General features: G+C 41.8%; 10 protein-coding genes. 5 read left to right on the forward strand and 5 right to left on the reverse strand.

Going from position 1 to position 18,257, the window contains the following annotated elements:
* Positions 1 to 3 precede the first annotated feature (3 nt).
* A complete protein-coding gene (locus ABLA76_RS03180) occupies positions 4 to 4,395 on the reverse strand; it encodes an amino acid adenylation domain-containing protein (protein ID WP_348986830.1) in 4,392 nt (1,463 codons plus the stop codon).
* On the reverse strand, positions 4,385 to 6,226 hold the full coding sequence (locus tag ABLA76_RS03185; protein WP_348986831.1) for a non-ribosomal peptide synthetase: 1,842 nt from the start codon (positions 6,224 to 6,226) through the stop codon (positions 4,385 to 4,387). The genes ABLA76_RS03180 and ABLA76_RS03185 overlap by 11 nt, the downstream gene beginning before the upstream one ends.
* A 531-nt stretch (positions 6,227 to 6,757) precedes the next feature.
* Here ABLA76_RS03185 and ABLA76_RS03190 point away from each other — a divergent pair.
* The 4 genes from ABLA76_RS03190 to ABLA76_RS03205 are packed head-to-tail and all read left to right on the forward strand — an operon-like array spanning position 6,758 to position 11,426.
* Complete coding sequence (locus ABLA76_RS03190; protein ID WP_348986832.1) at positions 6,758 to 7,927, forward strand: 3-deoxy-7-phosphoheptulonate synthase; 1,170 nt, start codon at positions 6,758 to 6,760, stop codon at positions 7,925 to 7,927.
* Positions 7,924 to 8,709 carry an SDR family NAD(P)-dependent oxidoreductase gene (locus tag ABLA76_RS03195; RefSeq protein ID WP_348986833.1) on the forward strand — a complete coding sequence of 262 codons (786 nt, stop codon included), beginning with the start codon at positions 7,924 to 7,926 and terminating at the stop codon, positions 8,707 to 8,709. Before ABLA76_RS03190 ends, ABLA76_RS03195 begins: the two co-directional genes overlap by 4 nt.
* Positions 8,710 to 8,733: 24 nt before the next feature.
* Positions 8,734 to 9,366: an isochorismatase family protein gene (locus tag ABLA76_RS03200; protein WP_348986834.1), complete on the forward strand. Its 633-nt coding sequence runs from the start codon at positions 8,734 to 8,736 to the stop codon at positions 9,364 to 9,366.
* A gap of 50 nt (positions 9,367 to 9,416) precedes the next feature.
* Entirely contained in the window at positions 9,417 to 11,426 is a 2,010-nt protein-coding gene (locus ABLA76_RS03205; protein WP_348986835.1) for a chorismate-binding protein, read from the forward strand.
* A gap of 106 nt (positions 11,427 to 11,532) precedes the next feature.
* Here ABLA76_RS03205 and ABLA76_RS03210 read toward each other — a convergent pair whose 3' ends face one another.
* Both ABLA76_RS03210 and ABLA76_RS03215 read right to left on the reverse strand, forming a co-directional pair.
* Entirely contained in the window at positions 11,533 to 13,794 is a 2,262-nt protein-coding gene (locus ABLA76_RS03210) for an excinuclease ABC subunit UvrA (protein ID WP_285811452.1), read from the reverse strand.
* A gap of 1 nt (position 13,795) precedes the next feature.
* Positions 13,796 to 15,037 (reverse strand): multidrug effflux MFS transporter, encoded by a 1,242-nt coding sequence (locus ABLA76_RS03215; RefSeq protein WP_348986836.1) that lies wholly within the window; start codon positions 15,035 to 15,037, stop codon positions 13,796 to 13,798.
* Positions 15,038 to 15,416: 379 nt separating this feature from the next.
* Between ABLA76_RS03215 and dinB the strand changes: the two genes are divergently transcribed.
* On the forward strand, positions 15,417 to 16,472 hold the full coding sequence (gene dinB, locus ABLA76_RS03220; RefSeq protein ID WP_348986837.1) for a DNA polymerase IV: 1,056 nt from the start codon (positions 15,417 to 15,419) through the stop codon (positions 16,470 to 16,472).
* Between the two features lie 73 nt (positions 16,473 to 16,545).
* Here dinB and pepD read toward each other — a convergent pair whose 3' ends face one another.
* A complete protein-coding gene (gene pepD, locus ABLA76_RS03225; protein WP_348986838.1) occupies positions 16,546 to 18,006 on the reverse strand; it encodes a beta-Ala-His dipeptidase in 1,461 nt (486 codons plus the stop codon).
* Between the last annotated feature and the right edge of the window lie 251 nt (positions 18,007 to 18,257).

The following is an 18,257-nucleotide window of genomic DNA, read 5'->3' on the forward strand; positions in this document are numbered from 1 at the left end:
TCCTTAGTATTTTACATGTTGCTGACTTTCAGGTTGATATGACGGGATGATTGCTTTATCCATAAAATAAGAAATTAATTTTGAGAAAGTTTTCACATTAATATCTGGAAAATCGAAACCTAAGGTTTTAAGGGCCTCGCGTGTACTCTGATTGTTGTAGATGTTATTACCAATATTCAGCGCATTTTCTTTAAAAAGGTGGATCACTGAACCCAGTGCCACCTCATCGCCATTGACAACCCTTTGTTCGAGTTTTTCTAACCACGCTGATTCAGAAACTGGTGTGATGTCATGCCCTGTCTGTTTAATAGCCAGATATGCCGGGGTAAAATCAGTACCTTCCGGATGAAATAAGTGGAAGTTCTGTTGCTCATGTATCTTATTAGCGGTTGATAAGGTCACAATAGCCTGACTGACGAAATCGACCGGCAATAGATCTGTACTCAGCAATTCAGGGTAGGGTGCAATTCCCATTTGGATAAAGCTTTTAATTTGCAGCCATAAAAAATCATCTGCTTGACATGCCCCGGTCACACTGTCACCTGATATACGCCCTATCCGATAAATATTGATATCAACACCTTGATATCTGGCTTGCTGTACATACTGTTCAGCCACCCATTTACTTTGGGTATAACCGATAGAGAGTGAGTGCGGGTAGTCCGGGAGGCTATCTTCTGTTATTGGCTGTTGAGGATAGTCCGGTGCAAATACGGCAATAGTCGAAATATACTCCAGCTTCTTACGCTCATGGTGACAACAAAAATCAATGATTTCTACGATACCATCGACATTCGTTCCCTTAACAGAACTGTACGGGAGAACAAAATTAATATGAGCTGCGGCGTGATATATTTTAGAGACTCTTTCTGATAATGACTGATATTCTGCCTCAGTTAAATCAAATTTCGCCTTGGCAATATCGCCCACCACAATTTCAACGCGTGAAAAATCAATGTCATGGTCAATGCCATAACAATGAGCATTTTTTATGATACGGCTCAATCCGGCACGGTTATCGGTGGCCCTGACTAAACAAATGATTTTACCCGTTAGTTGTTGCAGTAAGGCGCGAAGCAGATAGATACCTAAAAAACCGGTAGCACCGGTGAGTAAGACCTCATCGCTTTTTGAGGGATTTAATTGTCGCGTATACGTCCAATCATGCGGGAAGAAAGCATCGTTAATAAATGGACTCTGTATTTCATCATCTGATTTTTTATCATTATTCAGATAGGTATCAACCGAAGCGGCCATATCACGTAAGGTCGGGGTACTAAATAGTAATTTGAGCGGAAAATCGACATTAAATTGTTTGCGTAGTAAATATACTAACTGTGTAGCTAACAGTGAATGTCCGCCGATATTGAAGAAATTATCGCCTAATTTAATCGACCGGTTCGGAAAAACTTTTTGCCAGAGTAATTTTACTGTTTGTTCGGTTGAGGTCAGCGTCTCTTCAATGCCGTTTTTTGCAAAATTATCCGACATTTTCGTTATTTCAATGTGATGCAGTGCTTTTCGGTCAATTTTACCGCTAGGGGTCGTTGGAAGATCAGGCAAAAATACGAACTCATTTGGGATCATATAATCCGGTAGATAGCTGCGTAATCGAGTTAATAGTTCAACACGTTCTAATGGCACTGTTGTGATTATAAAAGCCACCAGCATCTTGTTGCCGGCTGATATTTCTTTTCCAATAACCGCGGAGACTTTCACTTCATCCAATGAATTGATAACGGCTTCTATTTCTGATGGTTCAATGCGAAATCCCCTGATTTTTAATTGATTATCCAGACGACCAAGGTATGTGAAGGCGTCACTGGATTTTAGTTTTATGAGATCACCCGATTTATAAGCCTGTTTGCTCAGTGCACCTGGCCAGTTTTCGGTTAAAAACCGTGCTTGAGTTTCATGATCTTTGTTGTGATAACCTGGAGAAAGGAAATCACTGATAATCCAAAGTTCGCCTGCGACACCGGCAGGAACCATACGTCTGTGTTCGTCCAATACAAGCATAGTAAATCCGGGCAGTGGATATCCTATTGATGCACTGTCTCCCCACAAAGAGATATCTGCCGGCATGACATAAGCAGAACAAACATGACTCTCTGAAGGGCCATAAAGGTTAATCAATCTTCGGTTGGCATTAAACATATGTTTGATATCAGCAGTGAGAACCAACTGTTCACCTGTTGAATAGACTTCATCAAGCATTGATAGCCGGGCTTTATTCGAGGCGGTTAATTGAGCCAGATGTTGAAGTGCCACATAGGGAAAATAGGCTCTGCGGATCCCGTTTAACTCAATGACATTTTGCAAATGATGCAGATCCTGACGCTCCTCTTCATCTGCAATATATAACTTTCCGCCGGTACATAAGGTGCCGAATATTTCCTGTACAGAAACATCGAAAGATAAAGACATATAATGAAGTGTGCAATCACCTTCACCACACAGAGTGATCTCTTTTTGCCATGTAAGAAGATTGGACAGTGTCTTATTCAGTAAGCGTACTCCTTTGGGTTGTCCCGTTGAACCGGAAGTGTAAATAACATATAGCTCATCTTCTGGCTTTCGTTGCACTGATTGCCAGTTAACATCCTGTATAAATACCGTTTCATCTAACACGATTTTGTGGATGGTCGCAGATAATGTTGTGACAAACTCACTGATGGTTACAATACAATCCACCGCTGCGTCCCGGAGCATATATTCAATCCGTTCCTGGGGATAACTGGGGTCAATGGGAACATAAGATGCCCCTGTTTTCAAAACGGCCAGCAGAGCTGCAATAGCGTCTTCATTTCGGTTTAGCAATAAACCGACCCGTGAACCCACACGGAGGGTATAATGTGTATACATGAATTCAGCGAGCTGGTTGGCGCGATGATTTAACCATCCATAAGTCCGGTGACCGTGACGTGTTATTAATGCAATATTGTTCGGATGCGTTTTTGCATATTCCTCTATCTCATCAATAAAACATGGGATGTTTATGTCAGCGAATGAGGTACTTGAACGATTGACGATGGACAGTTGTTCATCTTGAGTGAGTATTTCAACTTCATCTAAAGTTTTTTCACCCCGTTCCCCCATACATAAAGCGGTTTGCCTGTAGAGTTCCAGCCAATATTGAATGGTGTTGCCTTCGAAGAGTCCGGCATTAAATTCCATAATTAAACGATGGGATGTACCCGTTTCGACAAATAGGGTTAAATCATATTTAGCGGATTGAATATACTGTTCGGTGACGTTTATTGAGTAAGGGAAATCCTGAAATGCATCATTAATGGTATCAAGATTGACAAGTAATGTTTGAAAAACAGGGTTATCTAAGCCAAAGTTCTGGCCTGTATCTGCAACAATGTCAGTAAACGGTAATTGCTTATTAAAATGAGCCTGAATAAAGCGGTTACGAACTGATACGGCAAACTGATTCACGGTACTACCTGAATCTAAATGAGATCTGAATGGTAGAGTATTAACCAAATATCCCACCGTTTCTTCAAATTCACTGTTATCCCGCAGCGCAAAAGGGATACCAATGGTGATATCTTTTTGACCCGATAAACGATACAGCAAAAACTGCCAGCACAGGGTCATATACATGAAAGGGGTCATTGCAAGATTTTTTGCCTGCTCAGATATTTTCAATACATCATCATGGCTAAGTTGCAAATGACGATAACCTGCTTTGGTTCCTTTGCACTCCTTCCTGGGGTAATCAGTGGGGAGGTCTATCATAGAAGGGTACGGAGTAAGTACTTTCTTCCAATAATCTTTCATGGTGGCAATTTCAGGTTTAGCTAATTGCTCTTTTTGCCATTGGGTGAACTCCAAATAATCAGCACTGATTTTCCGATAATGAAACTCTCTGTTTTCAGCCAAATGAGCATAACATGCGAGAATGTTCTTGATAAAAATAGTCACTGATGGTGCATCAACGATAATATGATGAAAACAACACGCCAACCAACATCGTTTTAATTCTCCTGTTATCAAACAGATATCGAATAACGGCCCTTTTGCCAAATCATATTGTTTTGACGCCATTTGTTGAATAACGTCTTCTGGATGATTCACTTCAGTGATAGTTTTGTGCGTAATATGAATGTCATAGGGGGGTTCTATGACTTGATACAGCTGATCTTGAGTAAACGTAAAATGTGTGCGTAAAACAGGGGTGACGTTGACAAATTGAGTAACGGCTTTTTCCAGCAAATGGTGATCTAACTGAGTCCCTACTTCTATAAGTAATGGAATATTGTAACTTTCGGGTTGGTTCAGTACCTGATCAAGTAACCATAACCCTTTTTGTCCTTGTGTACTGGGTAGGTATGTTCTGTTATCCCATGTATCCTTGACTGTTTTGTTCAATGATTCATTGTCCATTTCTGCTCTCCAAGTCGTTTCCACCAAACTGAGCGGCTAATTTTCCGACACTATCCACTGAAAACACATCGGCAGATGAAACATGAATACCAAGTGTTTTACTGACCAGAGAGGCTAATTTGATTAGATGAAGAGAATTTATTCCCTGTTCCCAAAACGAAGTTGCGGGATCAAGGTTCTTATAACCCGTGATCTCTTCCCATATTGAGAGAATTTTTGATTCTACGTTGTCATCTTGTTGCTTGTGCATCTCATCAGCAATAAGCTGAACCATTTGATTTCGGTCGCGTTTACCATTTTGATTCATTGGCAAAGCATTAACATGTGTAAACCGTTCTGGAACCATATAGGATGGCAGCCTTGAATGCATAAATTCTCGAAGATCGGTGCTGGATAGCGAACCTGACTGACTCAGATAACAGGCATGTAACAGAGGCTCATTATCCGTCTGCTCTATGGTGACAATGACATCTTCTATTTGAGGATGTGAACGTAGTGTATGTTCCACTCCGGTGATTTCGACCCTGAAACCCCGAATTTTACACATGTGATTACTGCGTCCCAGTAATGTGATATTGCCAGATTTATCTCTTTTAGCCTGATCATTAGTGCGGTAATAGCGCTCATGATTGCCATTAAGGGCCAGCCAGACAAAACGGTCATGGGTTAATTCAGGATCTGAATATCCTTCCGCAAGCCCTGCGCCGCTGATGCAAAGTTCCCCTGGTATATCTGGCGCACAGATTTCTAAATTATCATCCAGTACGACCATATTGACGAGAGGCAATGGGTAACCAACAGGCACTGGCGAATCAGCATCAGGTCTCTCATCGGGTAACACCTGATAAGCAGAAGTAAGCGCTGAATTTTCCGTACATCCCATTCCATTGAATATGCGCCCCTTACCTGCTTTGGCTGCAATTGAAAACAGTTTGGGGTTAACAAAATCACCTGAAACGACGACACAATCAGGTTTATGTAAAGTATCAGGAGAAACTTCTACAAATAGCCGGAATAGCCCACCGGACAAGAAAAGAATAGAAATATGCTGATGACTAATGATGTTATCGATTTCGACCAAATCAGGAGCCTCTTTTGGATAAACAACGAGTGTGGCTCCGGTCAGAAGACTTATCCAAATTTCATTGGCGCTGGCAGCAAATGACAGCGCTGCAAGTTGTAAATAACGATCCTTGTCTGTATTACCTAACTGGCGGATAGGGATTGCAAGGCGGGTTAATCCACAATGACGGATAATCACACTCTTTGGTTTACCTGTAGAGCCTGATGTCAACAAGATCATCACAGGGTCTGTCGCCACTAACGTTTCGGTTAGGGTTTCAAATTTTGTGGGTATGTCATCTAACTCGCGGGTTTGTGAAAAAAGGGTTTTTACAGAGATAATTGGATAATTTACTTGTGAATTAATTAATTGTGAACTGTTTATTTTAAATTCGGCGCTTTCAGCGTTATCAGCATCTGAAATCAGTAAATTGATGTCAGCAGCCTCGATGCAATCTGTTATGTACTGTTCTGGGCTATTATTGTTAAAAGCATTGCTTAACGGAACAATAATAGCACCCAGACGAATTACCGCTATCAACACCAGATATAATTCCAGGCTGCGAGTTATCTTAATGGCTACTTTATCTCCCTTTTTTATCTTCATTTTTTGTAAAACAAATGCTATATGGGTTGATTGCTCCCAAAGTTCACGATATGACAATGTTTCTGAGTTAAATATTAACGCAGTTTTATTTGGATATTTATTGACTATTTCACTCAGAACATTTGGTATAGTACGCAACTGTTCAGTCTGTTTTTTGATCATGCAGAAGGCCTCATCATATTTAATATAATTTAAAGTAATGACGATATATTAAATAACTGTTTTAAGATATTTTGGAAAAATGATCTTGATCAATGTACGTTCATTTTTAATTTATTTTTGTTGCCTAATATGCTGATGAAACAAAGTCTACAATGGAATCCTAAAATCAGTCAAATGATTTCCATAATGAAACCATATCATCATTATTTTGTTGCGAGTTTTTATTTAAATCCTTTAAAAACATAATATTATGCTTATTATTATCAATAACTTTACTTGAGTAGTTGACAAAGTGCAGGTGAGTTATGGATGATTAACGTCACACGTTCGATTTATCTATTGATATAAAATCGTATCTATTGTGATGTCAGAGTTTATCGTTTTTATTTAAACACAAGCTAAGGCTGTACTTATTTTACTCTTGCTTTCTTTAAAGAAAACGCCAGTACGCTGCTTTTATTATTAATAGATAATATGCTTTCGATTGTGAATTATTAATTTACCCTTCATTAGAAGTGGAGTATGAGTCAGATGGATACATTAGAAACTCTCAGTTCTCCGTGGCAACAACCGATCTGGAACAATCCGGAAACATTGTCCACCATAAAAAAAGAGTTATTGGGATTACCGCCATTAATTAATCATAAAAAATTGATACATTTTTATAAACAATTGGAAAAGGTTTGGTTACACAAAGCGGTAATAATTCAAATTGGTGATTGTGCTGAACGGATTATCGAATGTGATCAACAATCGGTTATTCCGAAAGTTGATTTTTTACATGACTTATCAGACATTTTTTCTACTTTGCTGAATAAGCCTGTGATCACAGTTGGCCGCATAGCGGGCCAATATGCAAAACCGCGTTCGAATGCAATTGAAAAATACCGGAATACGACGTTACCTGTATGGCGCGGTGACTGTGTAAATAGCCCGGAACCTGTTTCGGATGCCAGAATAAATGACCCTAAACGGATGTTAATCAGTTATCACGCAGCGTCACAAACCCTGTCTACGATTGATAATTACATCCGAAGTAGGCCAGATATGAATTTACAGGTCTGGACAAGCCATGAGGCTCTGTTGTTGGACTACGAATATTCTCAGTTGAGAACCACACCGGACGGGCGGCGATACCTTGGCAGCACCCATTGGCCCTGGATTGGTATTCGTACCCTTGATTTAAATAGTCCTCACGTTGAGATGTTATCAAATATAGATAATCCGGTAGCATGTAAAATCAGCGATAAAGTCTCCCCTGATTTAATCACGGGATTATGCAAAAAACTCAACCCTCAAAAAATCCCCGGGCGACTGACATTTATCACCCGTTTTGGCCATAAACATATTCATAAACTCACTCCTCTCATTGATGCTGTACTGGAGACCGGTATCCCCGTGCTTTGGATGTGTGACCCCATGCATGGAAATACAACAAAAACAGCGAATGGAAATAAACAACGAATTTTTGAAGAGATGGTGGATGAAGTTACTCATTTTCAAATCCAGTTAGCCGAACGCCATGCTTGTTGTGCTGGCATTCATTTAGAAACGACGGCTGAAGATATCGCTGAGTGTTTTGGTTGCGGCTTCCATCCTAAAGAATCTGAATTATCAAACATTGTATGTGATCCACGATTGAACAAAAAACAGGCAATTAAACTTATTCAACAATGGGCAATTAATCAGGAGGCATTATGACTTTTGACAAAAAGTATGTTGCAGTAATTACCGGCGCATGTGGTGGCATCGGTGAAGCCATCGCCAGACGATTGGCAATAAAAGGAATAACCTTAGCACTTATTGATAAACAGGCAGAGGCGTTACAACCTCTGGTGGACAAACTTCGCTATGAATATCCTCAATCTATTATCGGTTTTCCTGTGGACGTGACCGAACCTCAACAAGTTGACAGCGCATTTCTTGCCATTAGAAATCAACTCGGACCCATCGGCTATTTGGTGAATGGCGCGGGTGTATTACACCATGCTTCTGTTGAAAACACAGATATTGATGGATGGAACCGTAGCTTTGCTGTTAATGCGACGGGGGTATTCAACGTCAGCAAAGCCGCAGTCGGTTATATGAAGGAGCAGAAAAAAGGCAGCATCGTGACTGTTGCTTCAAATGCCGCACGAGTACCCCGGGCAATGATGGCCGCATATTGTGCCTCAAAAGCGGCTGCCCAAGCCTTTACATATGCACTTGGGTTAGAAGTGGCTCCATTTGGGATCCGGTGCAATGTTGTTGCTCCTGGTTCAACAGATACCCCCATGCTACGCAGTATGTGGGGAAATGAGGCTGATAAAAACTGCACATTGTACGGTAATCCAGAGCAATTTCGCATTGGTATCCCATTACACAAGATTGCTGCACCAGACGAAATTGCCGCCGCGATTTGTTTCTATCTAAGTGAAGAATCCAGCCAAACGACATTGTCGACTTTGCTGGTCGATGGCGGTGCCGCATTAGGTAGCTGTTAATGCATAGCAAGCAAGAGATATAACATGGAAAAGATATTATCGTACCCATTGCCAGGCTATGTTGATTTACCCAAATCTACAGCAAATTGGCTCCCGGATCGTCATCGCACAGCTTTGTTGATCCATGACATGCAAAAATACTTTGTAAATTTTTTTGAAGCCGGAACAAGCCCGATAAAGGGTGTAATGAGCAACATCTGCATGCTATTGAGTGTGGCCAGAAATTTTAATATTCCTGTGTTCTATACTGCCCAGCCCGGCAGTATGACCTCAGAACAACGTGGATTATTAAAAAATATATGGGGTGAAGGCATGCAAGCAACCGATGAACATCGGGAAATTATTCCGCTCCTGACACCCACTAAAGATGAAACCGTACTGACTAAGTGGCGTTACAGTGCATTTTTTAAATCTAATCTGCAACACCATTTAAGGGATTTGAAGCGCAATCAACTGATCATTTGTGGGGTCTATGCCCATATAGGATGTCTGACTACGGCTATTGATGCTTACTCACATGATATCGAAACCTTCTTTGTATCAGATGCTGTGGCTGATTTTTCAGCGGAAAAACACCATCTGGCGTTGAAGATGGCAGCGGAAATATGTGCCGTAGTGGCATCGACGGAACAAGTCATTGCAAATCTAAGAAAATAACATGTCAGGGAGACTAAAAAGCCTGACAAGACAAATTCTAAGGAGAAATGATGTTGTTGAAAGAATTACCGCAGGGAGAGCTGCAATCAGAGGATGCGAAAAATCTCTTTAGCCATTTAGTGACGGCGGATAAACCTTTTGCATGTATTTATCGCCCATTATCCGATGCTAAGGACTCATTTTTATTATTTGAGGGGAAAATAGAATACAGCCATTCACTCTCAGCTCTAGAGCCAATTTCGTTGGAGCCTACGCTTTCATTGAAATCAGACCGTTTAGGCGTAGCAGGTATAACATCGCCTGAAAAGCTGAATGTTTCTCAATTAATTATCATTCCATTCAATCAGATTGCCGAAAAAGGGTTTGCATGCCATAACGACAACGAACCTGTCATTATCATGAATATTGAAACACAAGCCCGTTACCAAATAGATAACTGGGGATTTATTGAGAGTGGTAAGCCAATAAAAGCCGCTAATATACATTTCGATATCACAGACAAGGCTTATAGCCAGATGGTGGAACAGGTGATCAACGATGAGATTAGTGCCGGAGAAGGCAGTAATTTCGTTATATCGAGAAGTTTGGAAGGTGATATTGAAGACTTTGCATTGGAAGATGTACTCGCGCTATTTAATCAATTACTGATAAACGAATGTGGTTCTTATTGGACATGGGTTGTTTATACCGGTGACCGCTATTTTGTTGGTAGCAGCCCGGAGCAACATATTTTGGTGGATGGCAAAGAGGTTGCCATGAACCCAATAAGTGGCACGTTAAAATATCCAGAAAAAGGGATAGAGCAGGCTTTATACCACTTCGTTAACGACAAAAAGGAACAGAATGAACTCTTCATGGTCGTTGATGAAGAACTGAAAATGATGAGCCGCATATGTGACAGTGATATTACGGTGAGCGGTCCCCAGTTAAAGATGATGTCCCGGGTTGCACATACGGAATATTTTATCCGTGGCTCAACATCACAGACAATTCAAACTATCCTGAAAGAGTCTTTGTTCGCCCCAACGGTTACCGGAAGCCCTGTGCAAAATGCGTCTCAGGTCATTAAACGCAGGGAAAATCGTGGTCGTGGTTATTACAGTGGTGTTGTCGGCATGATTGGTGTTAAGAATAATCAACGCTATCTGGATTCCACTATATTAATCCGGGCGGCAGATATTACGAAAAAGGGGCATTTCCGATTGACATCAGGGGCCACAATTGTTCGTGATTCAGCGCCGGAAAATGAAGCTGAAGAAACCAAAGCAAAATTGAGTGGTTTAATGCGTTCTTTTTTTGATGAGAAGAAAAATATTAATTCAACCAATAATACCCCATTATCTGAACATGTGTTGAGTAATATCACGGCAATATTGCAGCAGCGTAATCATAAAGTTTCTTCTTTCTGGTTAGGCGATGCTAAAAAAATAGTATTGGCGCCCAATTTTCTTCCCTCCATTACGCTTATTGATATGGAGGACTCATTTACTGAAATGATTGCCTATCAGTTACGTTATATCGGGCATGATGTAACGATCGTTTCATGGTCTGAGACGGATGCGCGTTTGCCGCAATTAATGAGTTCAGGTAAAACAGATATTCTGTTTATTGGCCCGGGACCAGGAGACCCGAATGCTGTCAGCCATGACAAGATAGCAACCGCACGGGCACTGATTGCAAATCGTCTAAAACAGAATTTACCACTAATTGGAACCTGCCTGGGGCATCAACTTATTTGTGCTGAATTTGGCTTGCCCATCAGACGGCTTCCAAAAACACGGCAAGGAACGCAATATAAAATAGCCATTGAGAATATAATCTGTCATATCGGGTTTTATAATAGTTTTGCCGCGATGCACAAATTACCGCATTGGTTTACGCCAAAATACAATCGATTGGTTTATCTTGAACGATTAGGTAAGCGTGAAATTATTGCATTGAAATCTAATAATGTGGCATCAATACAGTTTCATAACGAATCTTTTTTAACTACCGATGCATTTTCTATTTATAATTGGATGATTAATAATGCTATAGGTGATGCAGATAAAGTGTTATAAAATAACATACCGTAAGGCTTTGTTGGGACAATCTATGTAATATGCTAAAAATACACTTGGTTGTCCCGCTTAATGAATGGAGTACTTTATTTTTTACCGGTTTTATTTAGCGACAATGCTGACGTAAATGATCAGCGGTCAATGAGTTACCCTCTTCAAACATCGCCTGTGGTGTACCGCTGAACATCACCTGACCACCATCAGTCCCTGCCCCTTCGCCTAAATCAATAATCCAGTCTGCTTCTGCAATAACTTCTATATTGTGTTCAATGATCAAGACAGAATTTCCCTGCTCGACGAGGCGGCGAAACAACGTAACAAGGACTGCGACATCAGAAGGATGAAGACCGGTTGTCGGTTCATCAAAGACATACACATCACCTTTATTGTTAAGGTAAGATGCCAGTTTCAGTCTTTGACACTCTCCCCCGGACAGGTGATCAAGCGATTCACCGAGGCGCATATAACCCAACCCAACATCCTGAATGCGCATTAATGTTGGATGAATTTGACTGTCGCCTTCAAAAAAATGTGTTGCCTGAGTAATACTTAGGTTCATGAGTTCAACAATCGTTTTTCCTTTATATTTATAATCTAAGGCTCTTTTATTGAATTTTTGCCCCTGACAGGCTTCGCAAGGTAAGGATATCGAATCCATAAAAGCCAAATCGGTTTCAATCACGCCTAACCCTTTACACTCTGGACATCCGCCCTTAGCATTTGGAGAAAACCATGATTTATCCACATGATTAGCCAGCGCAAAGCGCTCTCGAATGTGTTCAAAAACCCCGCTCCACGATGCAATATGGGAGCGTTTCGAGGTATGAATGGGTTTTTGGTCGATAACAACAGCATTTGGACATTGAGGGACAACCTCTCCCATAATTAAGGAGCTTTTTCCAGAACCCGCCACGCCGCTGACAACAAGCATTATTCCCAGTGGGATCTCGATAGTGATCTCTTTAAGATTATGCAGTGTTGCGTTCCTGACAGAGATATAACCAAGCGGCTTTTTGGGATTTTGATTAAGGCGGGTTGTTTGAGACAGGTATTTTCCTGTTAATGTGTCAGAGGCACGTAACCCAGTCAGATCACCCTGATAAGTGATAGTTCCTCCGTTATCGCCTGCACAGGGACCTAAATCAATGACATGATCTGCGATTTTAATGACATCAGGGTCATGTTCAACCATCAAGATAGTGTTGCCCTTGTCACGTAATTGCTGGATCAGGGTATTAAGTTTAGTGATATCAGCCGGATGTAAGCCGGTACTGGGTTCATCAATGATATAAGTCATCCCGGTGAGGCTGCTGCCTAAGTGTCGCACCATTTTTAATCGTTGTGACTCTCCACCTGATAATGTTGGGGTCGGACGGTTAAGATTCAGATATCCCAGACCGACAGAGCACATGGATGCTAAACGTTCTTTTAAGGCACCAATGAGCGTACTCACGGAAGGATCAGCCAATGTAGCGATAAACTGGCCCAGCTCGATAATCGGCATATCGACACAATCACCGATACTTTTGCCTTGAATTAAGCATGACAGGATCTGTTTATTAAGCCTCTGTCCATGGCAGACAGGGCACTGTTTCATTGCAACAATGTTCCGAAATTCTTCACTTTTGTATTCTTTGTTATCTTTCACAAGATAACTGCGCGTGAATCTGGGAATGAGTCCTTCAAATCGGGCAGATTTAGGCCAGTCAGGGGATGGGGTCGCCGGCGCGATGTTATCCGCGTAAAGCAAAAGCTGGCGTTCTTCTGCCGAGTAATCAGCGATTTTCTTATTATTATCAAACAAACCAGAATGAGCATATCGGCGCCACCGCCAGGTTCCTGGCGCAAATGAGGAATATGCAATTGCCCCTTCATTCAGAGATTTGTCTTCATTCAGCAGTTTTTTTACATCTATCGTACTGGCAATGCCCAGCCCTTCACAATTGGGGCACATACCTGATGGGTGGTTGAAAGAGAAGACATTGGAATACCCGACAAAGGGCTTACCGATTCGGGAAAACAGAAGGCGCAACAAAGTGTAAATATCTGATGCTGTACCCACTGTCGAGCGTACATTTTCCCCAATCCGCTTTTGGTTAATGATAATTGCGGTGGTCAGGTTATTTATCTCATCGACATCAGGCTGGCCATAGTACGGTAACCGGTGCCGGATATAAGGCGGAAAAGTATCATTGAGTTGTCTTTGGGATTCCGCTGCGATTGTACCGAATACAAGGGAGCTTTTACCTGAACCAGAAACACCAGTGAATACAGTGATGACATTCTTAGGAATACGCAAATCAATGCCTTTAAGGTTATTTTGCCTCGCACCACGAATTTCAATAGTGTTTTGTTCATGACTTCTCATTTCATTTATCTCCTTTGCGCACCAATATCAGGGAAAACAGAGTGATAAGCCCACATCCGATTAATACGATAGATATAGGAAACAGAGACACCGATTGGCCAAGACCGGTTAAAAATGCCGTCAAAGAAGCCGTTCCAAACTGAAGAGCACCGAGGACAGCAGAGCCTGCCCCTCTTACATCAGGAACGGCGGTTAATGCCAGACTCGCGGCATTGCCAAAAATTAACGCCATTGTAAACATAAGCATCATGAAAATTGCTGTCGTTAACACAAACTGATAGAGGTTGAGATAATTTACAACCAAGAGCAGACACGCTAAGACGAAGGTGGTTACAACACCAATGATGACAAGCGATTTGGCACCGATCCGCCCAACCCACCGCGCACTCAGTATGCTGCTGAACATCATAATGCCGGCATTAATCGCAAACACAATGGAGAAAAATCCGGGGGTGAATTTGAACATAGACTGGTATATAAAAGGTGATGCTGAAATATAGGCAAACAGTGCCCCAAACGTGGCGGAGAAGATTAATGTATATCCCATATAGGTTCTGTTTTGGAACAGTTTTAAAAACGGCTTAGCCAAACTGCTTTTACTCTCGCCAGATTCTGATTTATCCGGCAAACTTTCCGGCACATAAACGAACGTTAAGAGGGTAATTATCAGAGAAATAAGCGCCATAAAGACAAACACAACCTGCCACGGGAAATAAGCAGCCACGCCTCCTATCAATGGAGCAACTATTGGTGCTGCCCCTTGTATTGCCAGAATCAGGTTGAAATAGTAGGCGGCTTTGTTACCAAAACTGAGGTCGGAAACAATGGCGCGTGTCAGGACAATACCGGATGCGCCTCCGGCACCTTGAAAAAAGCGGCTAGTGATTAACATTTCAATGCTTGAAGAGAATGAACAGGCAATTGAGGCTACAGTCAGCAAAACCATACCGCCGAGTAAAAGTTTTCTCCTGCCGATGGCATCCGACCAGGGACCAATGATTAATTGTCCAATAGCGAGACCAGCCATAAATGAGGTTAGACTTAATTGAACACCCGCCTGAGTCGTGATTAGTGCGTGTGATATGGCGGGAAATAAAGGAAGGTACATGTCGGTTGAAAGAGCGCCAATGGCACTCAACATTCCCAGAACCAGAACAAGTTTGAATGCCAGTTCACCTTTTTGGTTAGATGGAATAGTTTGATCTAAATAACTATTATTCAGTGTGTTTTCTGATTTTTTCACTGTTGTTCATCTCATATAATAAACAGATTATGAAGACTATAACACCATAGAAAATGATTTCAAAATGGAAATCATTATATTAATGTAGTTGACAGATTTCATTCAAAATTGAATTCTGTTTAATTTTTTATTTGATGTGTTTTTGTAATAACTGAATGTTATATATTATATTTTATGATTTACAAATGCCGTTTATTTCGTGGCGTAAACATCTTATAAAGACTATAGCACTATGTAAAATAATTTCGTAATGGAAATTATTTTCTTATCCTATAAAGGTATTTGAGAAATCAACGCATTGAAGTTTTGCTGAAAAATTAACTAGAATTTCATGATCTCTTTCTGTATATTTATACAGTTGTTTGGCATGGGGGATCAGATGCGCAAAATCATTCATATTGATATGGACTGCTTTTTTGCCGCCATTGAAATGCGGGATAATCCGTCACTTCGTCATGTTCCCATTGCTGTCGGGGGAAGTGCTGATCGCAGGGGCGTAATTAGTACGGCAAATTATCTTGCCCGCCGTTTTGGGGTGCATAGTGCGATGTCCACAGCGATGGCATTAAGACGTTGCCCGCAATTGAAAGTTATCCCCGGCAGGATGGCGTATTATAAAGAAGTATCCCGACATATCCGTCAAATTTTATCCCGTTACACTGAGTTGATCGAACCTCTTTCTTTAGATGAAGCTTATCTGGATGTGACAGATTGCCGTTATTGCCACGGCTCTGCCACGTTGATTGCCCAGGAAATCCGTCAGGCCATTTTTGATGAATTGCAGTTAACGGCCTCCGCCGGTGTGGCACCAGTGAGGTTTTTAGCCAAAATAGCCTCTGATATCAATAAACCCAATGGACAATATGTTATCTCTCCTGAACAGGTTGAAACTTTTGTTAACTCGCTGCCATTGCGCAAAATTTCCGGTGTCGGAAAGGTCACGGCTAAACGTTTGTCAGACCTGGGGTTGGAAACCTGCTCTGACGTGCAACGTTACGATAAGCTGGCACTCATAAAAAGCTTGGGTAAGTTCGGTTTGGCGCTCTGGCAGCGTTGCCACGGCATTGATGAACGACAAATTACGCCAGAACGCTTGCGTAAATCCGTTGGGGTGGAGAAAACCTTAGCGCAGGATATCCATGAGTGGCATGAATGTGTTGAACTGATTGAAAAACTTTATCCTGAGTTGAAAAAACGGCTGGAAAAGGTAAAACCCGATCTCCATATTGCCCGTCAAGGTATTAAATTAAAGTTTGACGATTTTCAATTGACGACACAGGAACATGTCCATCCGGTATTGGATAAACGCGATTTGATTCAGGTAGCCAGACAGGTTTGGGAAACTCGCCGGGAAGGGCGAGGTGTCAGGTTAGTTGGGCTGCATGTGACATTACAAAACCCACAACTGGAGCGTCAGCTTTTATTGGCGTGGTGAGGTGCAAAGAACGAAGTCTCCCCTACAAACAGCAAACAGAACAGATAGCAGGGGAGAACCAATATATTTTCTATTATTCTTTAACCGGAATAGCTTTCAGAATTGCAGTGAGTAACTGCCAATATTGACCAACACTCTTAATGTGAACTTTCTCGTCAGGGGAATGGGCACCCCGAATGGTTGGGCCGATAGAAACCATGTCCATATCAGGATACGGTTTTTTGAATAAGCCACACTCTAAACCCGCGTGGATCACCATGATATTCGGCGTTTTATCGAAGAGTTGATGATAAGTTTCACGGACTAAATGCATGATTGGAGAATTGGCGTCAGGTTGCCAGCCCGGATAGCTGCCACTTGCCACGGTTTCTGCTCCAGACAGTTTTGCCAGGGAATGCAATATTTCAGTAACATAAACCTTGCCACTTTCGATCAGTGAACGAATCAGGCAGATTACCTCTGCTTTATCTTCGTCCATCGTTACAATGCCTACGTTCAGTGAGGTCTCTACAATACCTTTGGCGACATCACTCATACGAATAACGCCATTAGGCATGCTATTGAGCATGGATACCAGGCGAATCTGGCAATCTGTTGTTAGTGCCTGTGATGATGTTTCGGTTTCATCCAACAACAGGGTGAGGTTTTTTTCAACGACAGCGTATTCATTTTTCAATGTTTCCAGATAGCTATCTCTCAATTGATAGAGTTTTTCAACTTTATCGGCGGGAACAGCCACCACGGTAGAACCTTCACGCGGAATGGCATTGCGCAGGGTTCCGCCTTGCAGATGTATTAATTTCAGTTCCAACTCATCGGAATACGCCGCCAGAAAACGCACCAGTAATTTATTGGCGTTACCCAATCCCAGATGAATATCGCCACCAGAGTGACCACCTTTTAATCCTTTAATAGTCAGTTGCAGCGTTTTATAGTGAGTTGGCAGAGTTTCACGGGTCAGTGATAAAGTTGTGATGAAATCAATACCCCCCGCGCAACCCATGTAAATTTCGCCTTCTTCTTCTGAATCGGTGTTGATCAGAATATCGGCTTGCAACCAGCCGGATTTCAGGCCAAATGCACCATCCATACCCGCTTCTTCGGTCATGGTCAGTAAGACCTCTAATGGACCGTGTTTAACGGACTCGTCCGCCAATACCGCCAGAGCAGAAGCCATGCCGATACCGTTATCCGCACCCAAAGTTGTACCATCAGCCGTCACCCAATCATCCTTGATATAAGGACGAATCGGATCTTGTGTGAAATCGTGTTGGGTATCGTTATTTTTCTGTGGAACCATATCAAGGTGTGCCTGAAGTACGACAGCTTGACGATTTTCCATTCCTTTTGAGGCGGGTTTTCTGATTAAAATATTGCCTGCTTCATCCCGTTCTACATGGAATCCTTTGTTTTTGGACCACTCAATGATATGGGCGGTGAGTGCTTCTTCATGATAGGAAGGGTGGGGGATGGAACAAATTTGGGCAAAAATATCCCATAATGGTTGCGGGGATAATGTTGATAATTCGGACACGGCGAATCTCCTATAATTGCATCTTAGTGAGAAGAAAAGAGTCATGTTTTGACACATCAGGGCGTTTTGTCATCGGCATTGACCTACTATCCATGCGAAATTTGAGAATATCATTTTATTGTCAGCAATGGGCAGTCAGAATGAGGGCTTACCCTGTTTTTACTGGTTTTTGTCGGTTCAAATCACTATAATCCCGCGCAACCTTTTTGCCGCAAAAAGCACTTTTCTGAAATATTCTTTAGTTTCCAGGA

It is taken from the genome of Xenorhabdus sp. SGI240, from assembly GCF_040081915.1.
Taxonomy (GTDB): domain Bacteria; phylum Pseudomonadota; class Gammaproteobacteria; order Enterobacterales; family Enterobacteriaceae; genus Xenorhabdus; species Xenorhabdus bakwenae.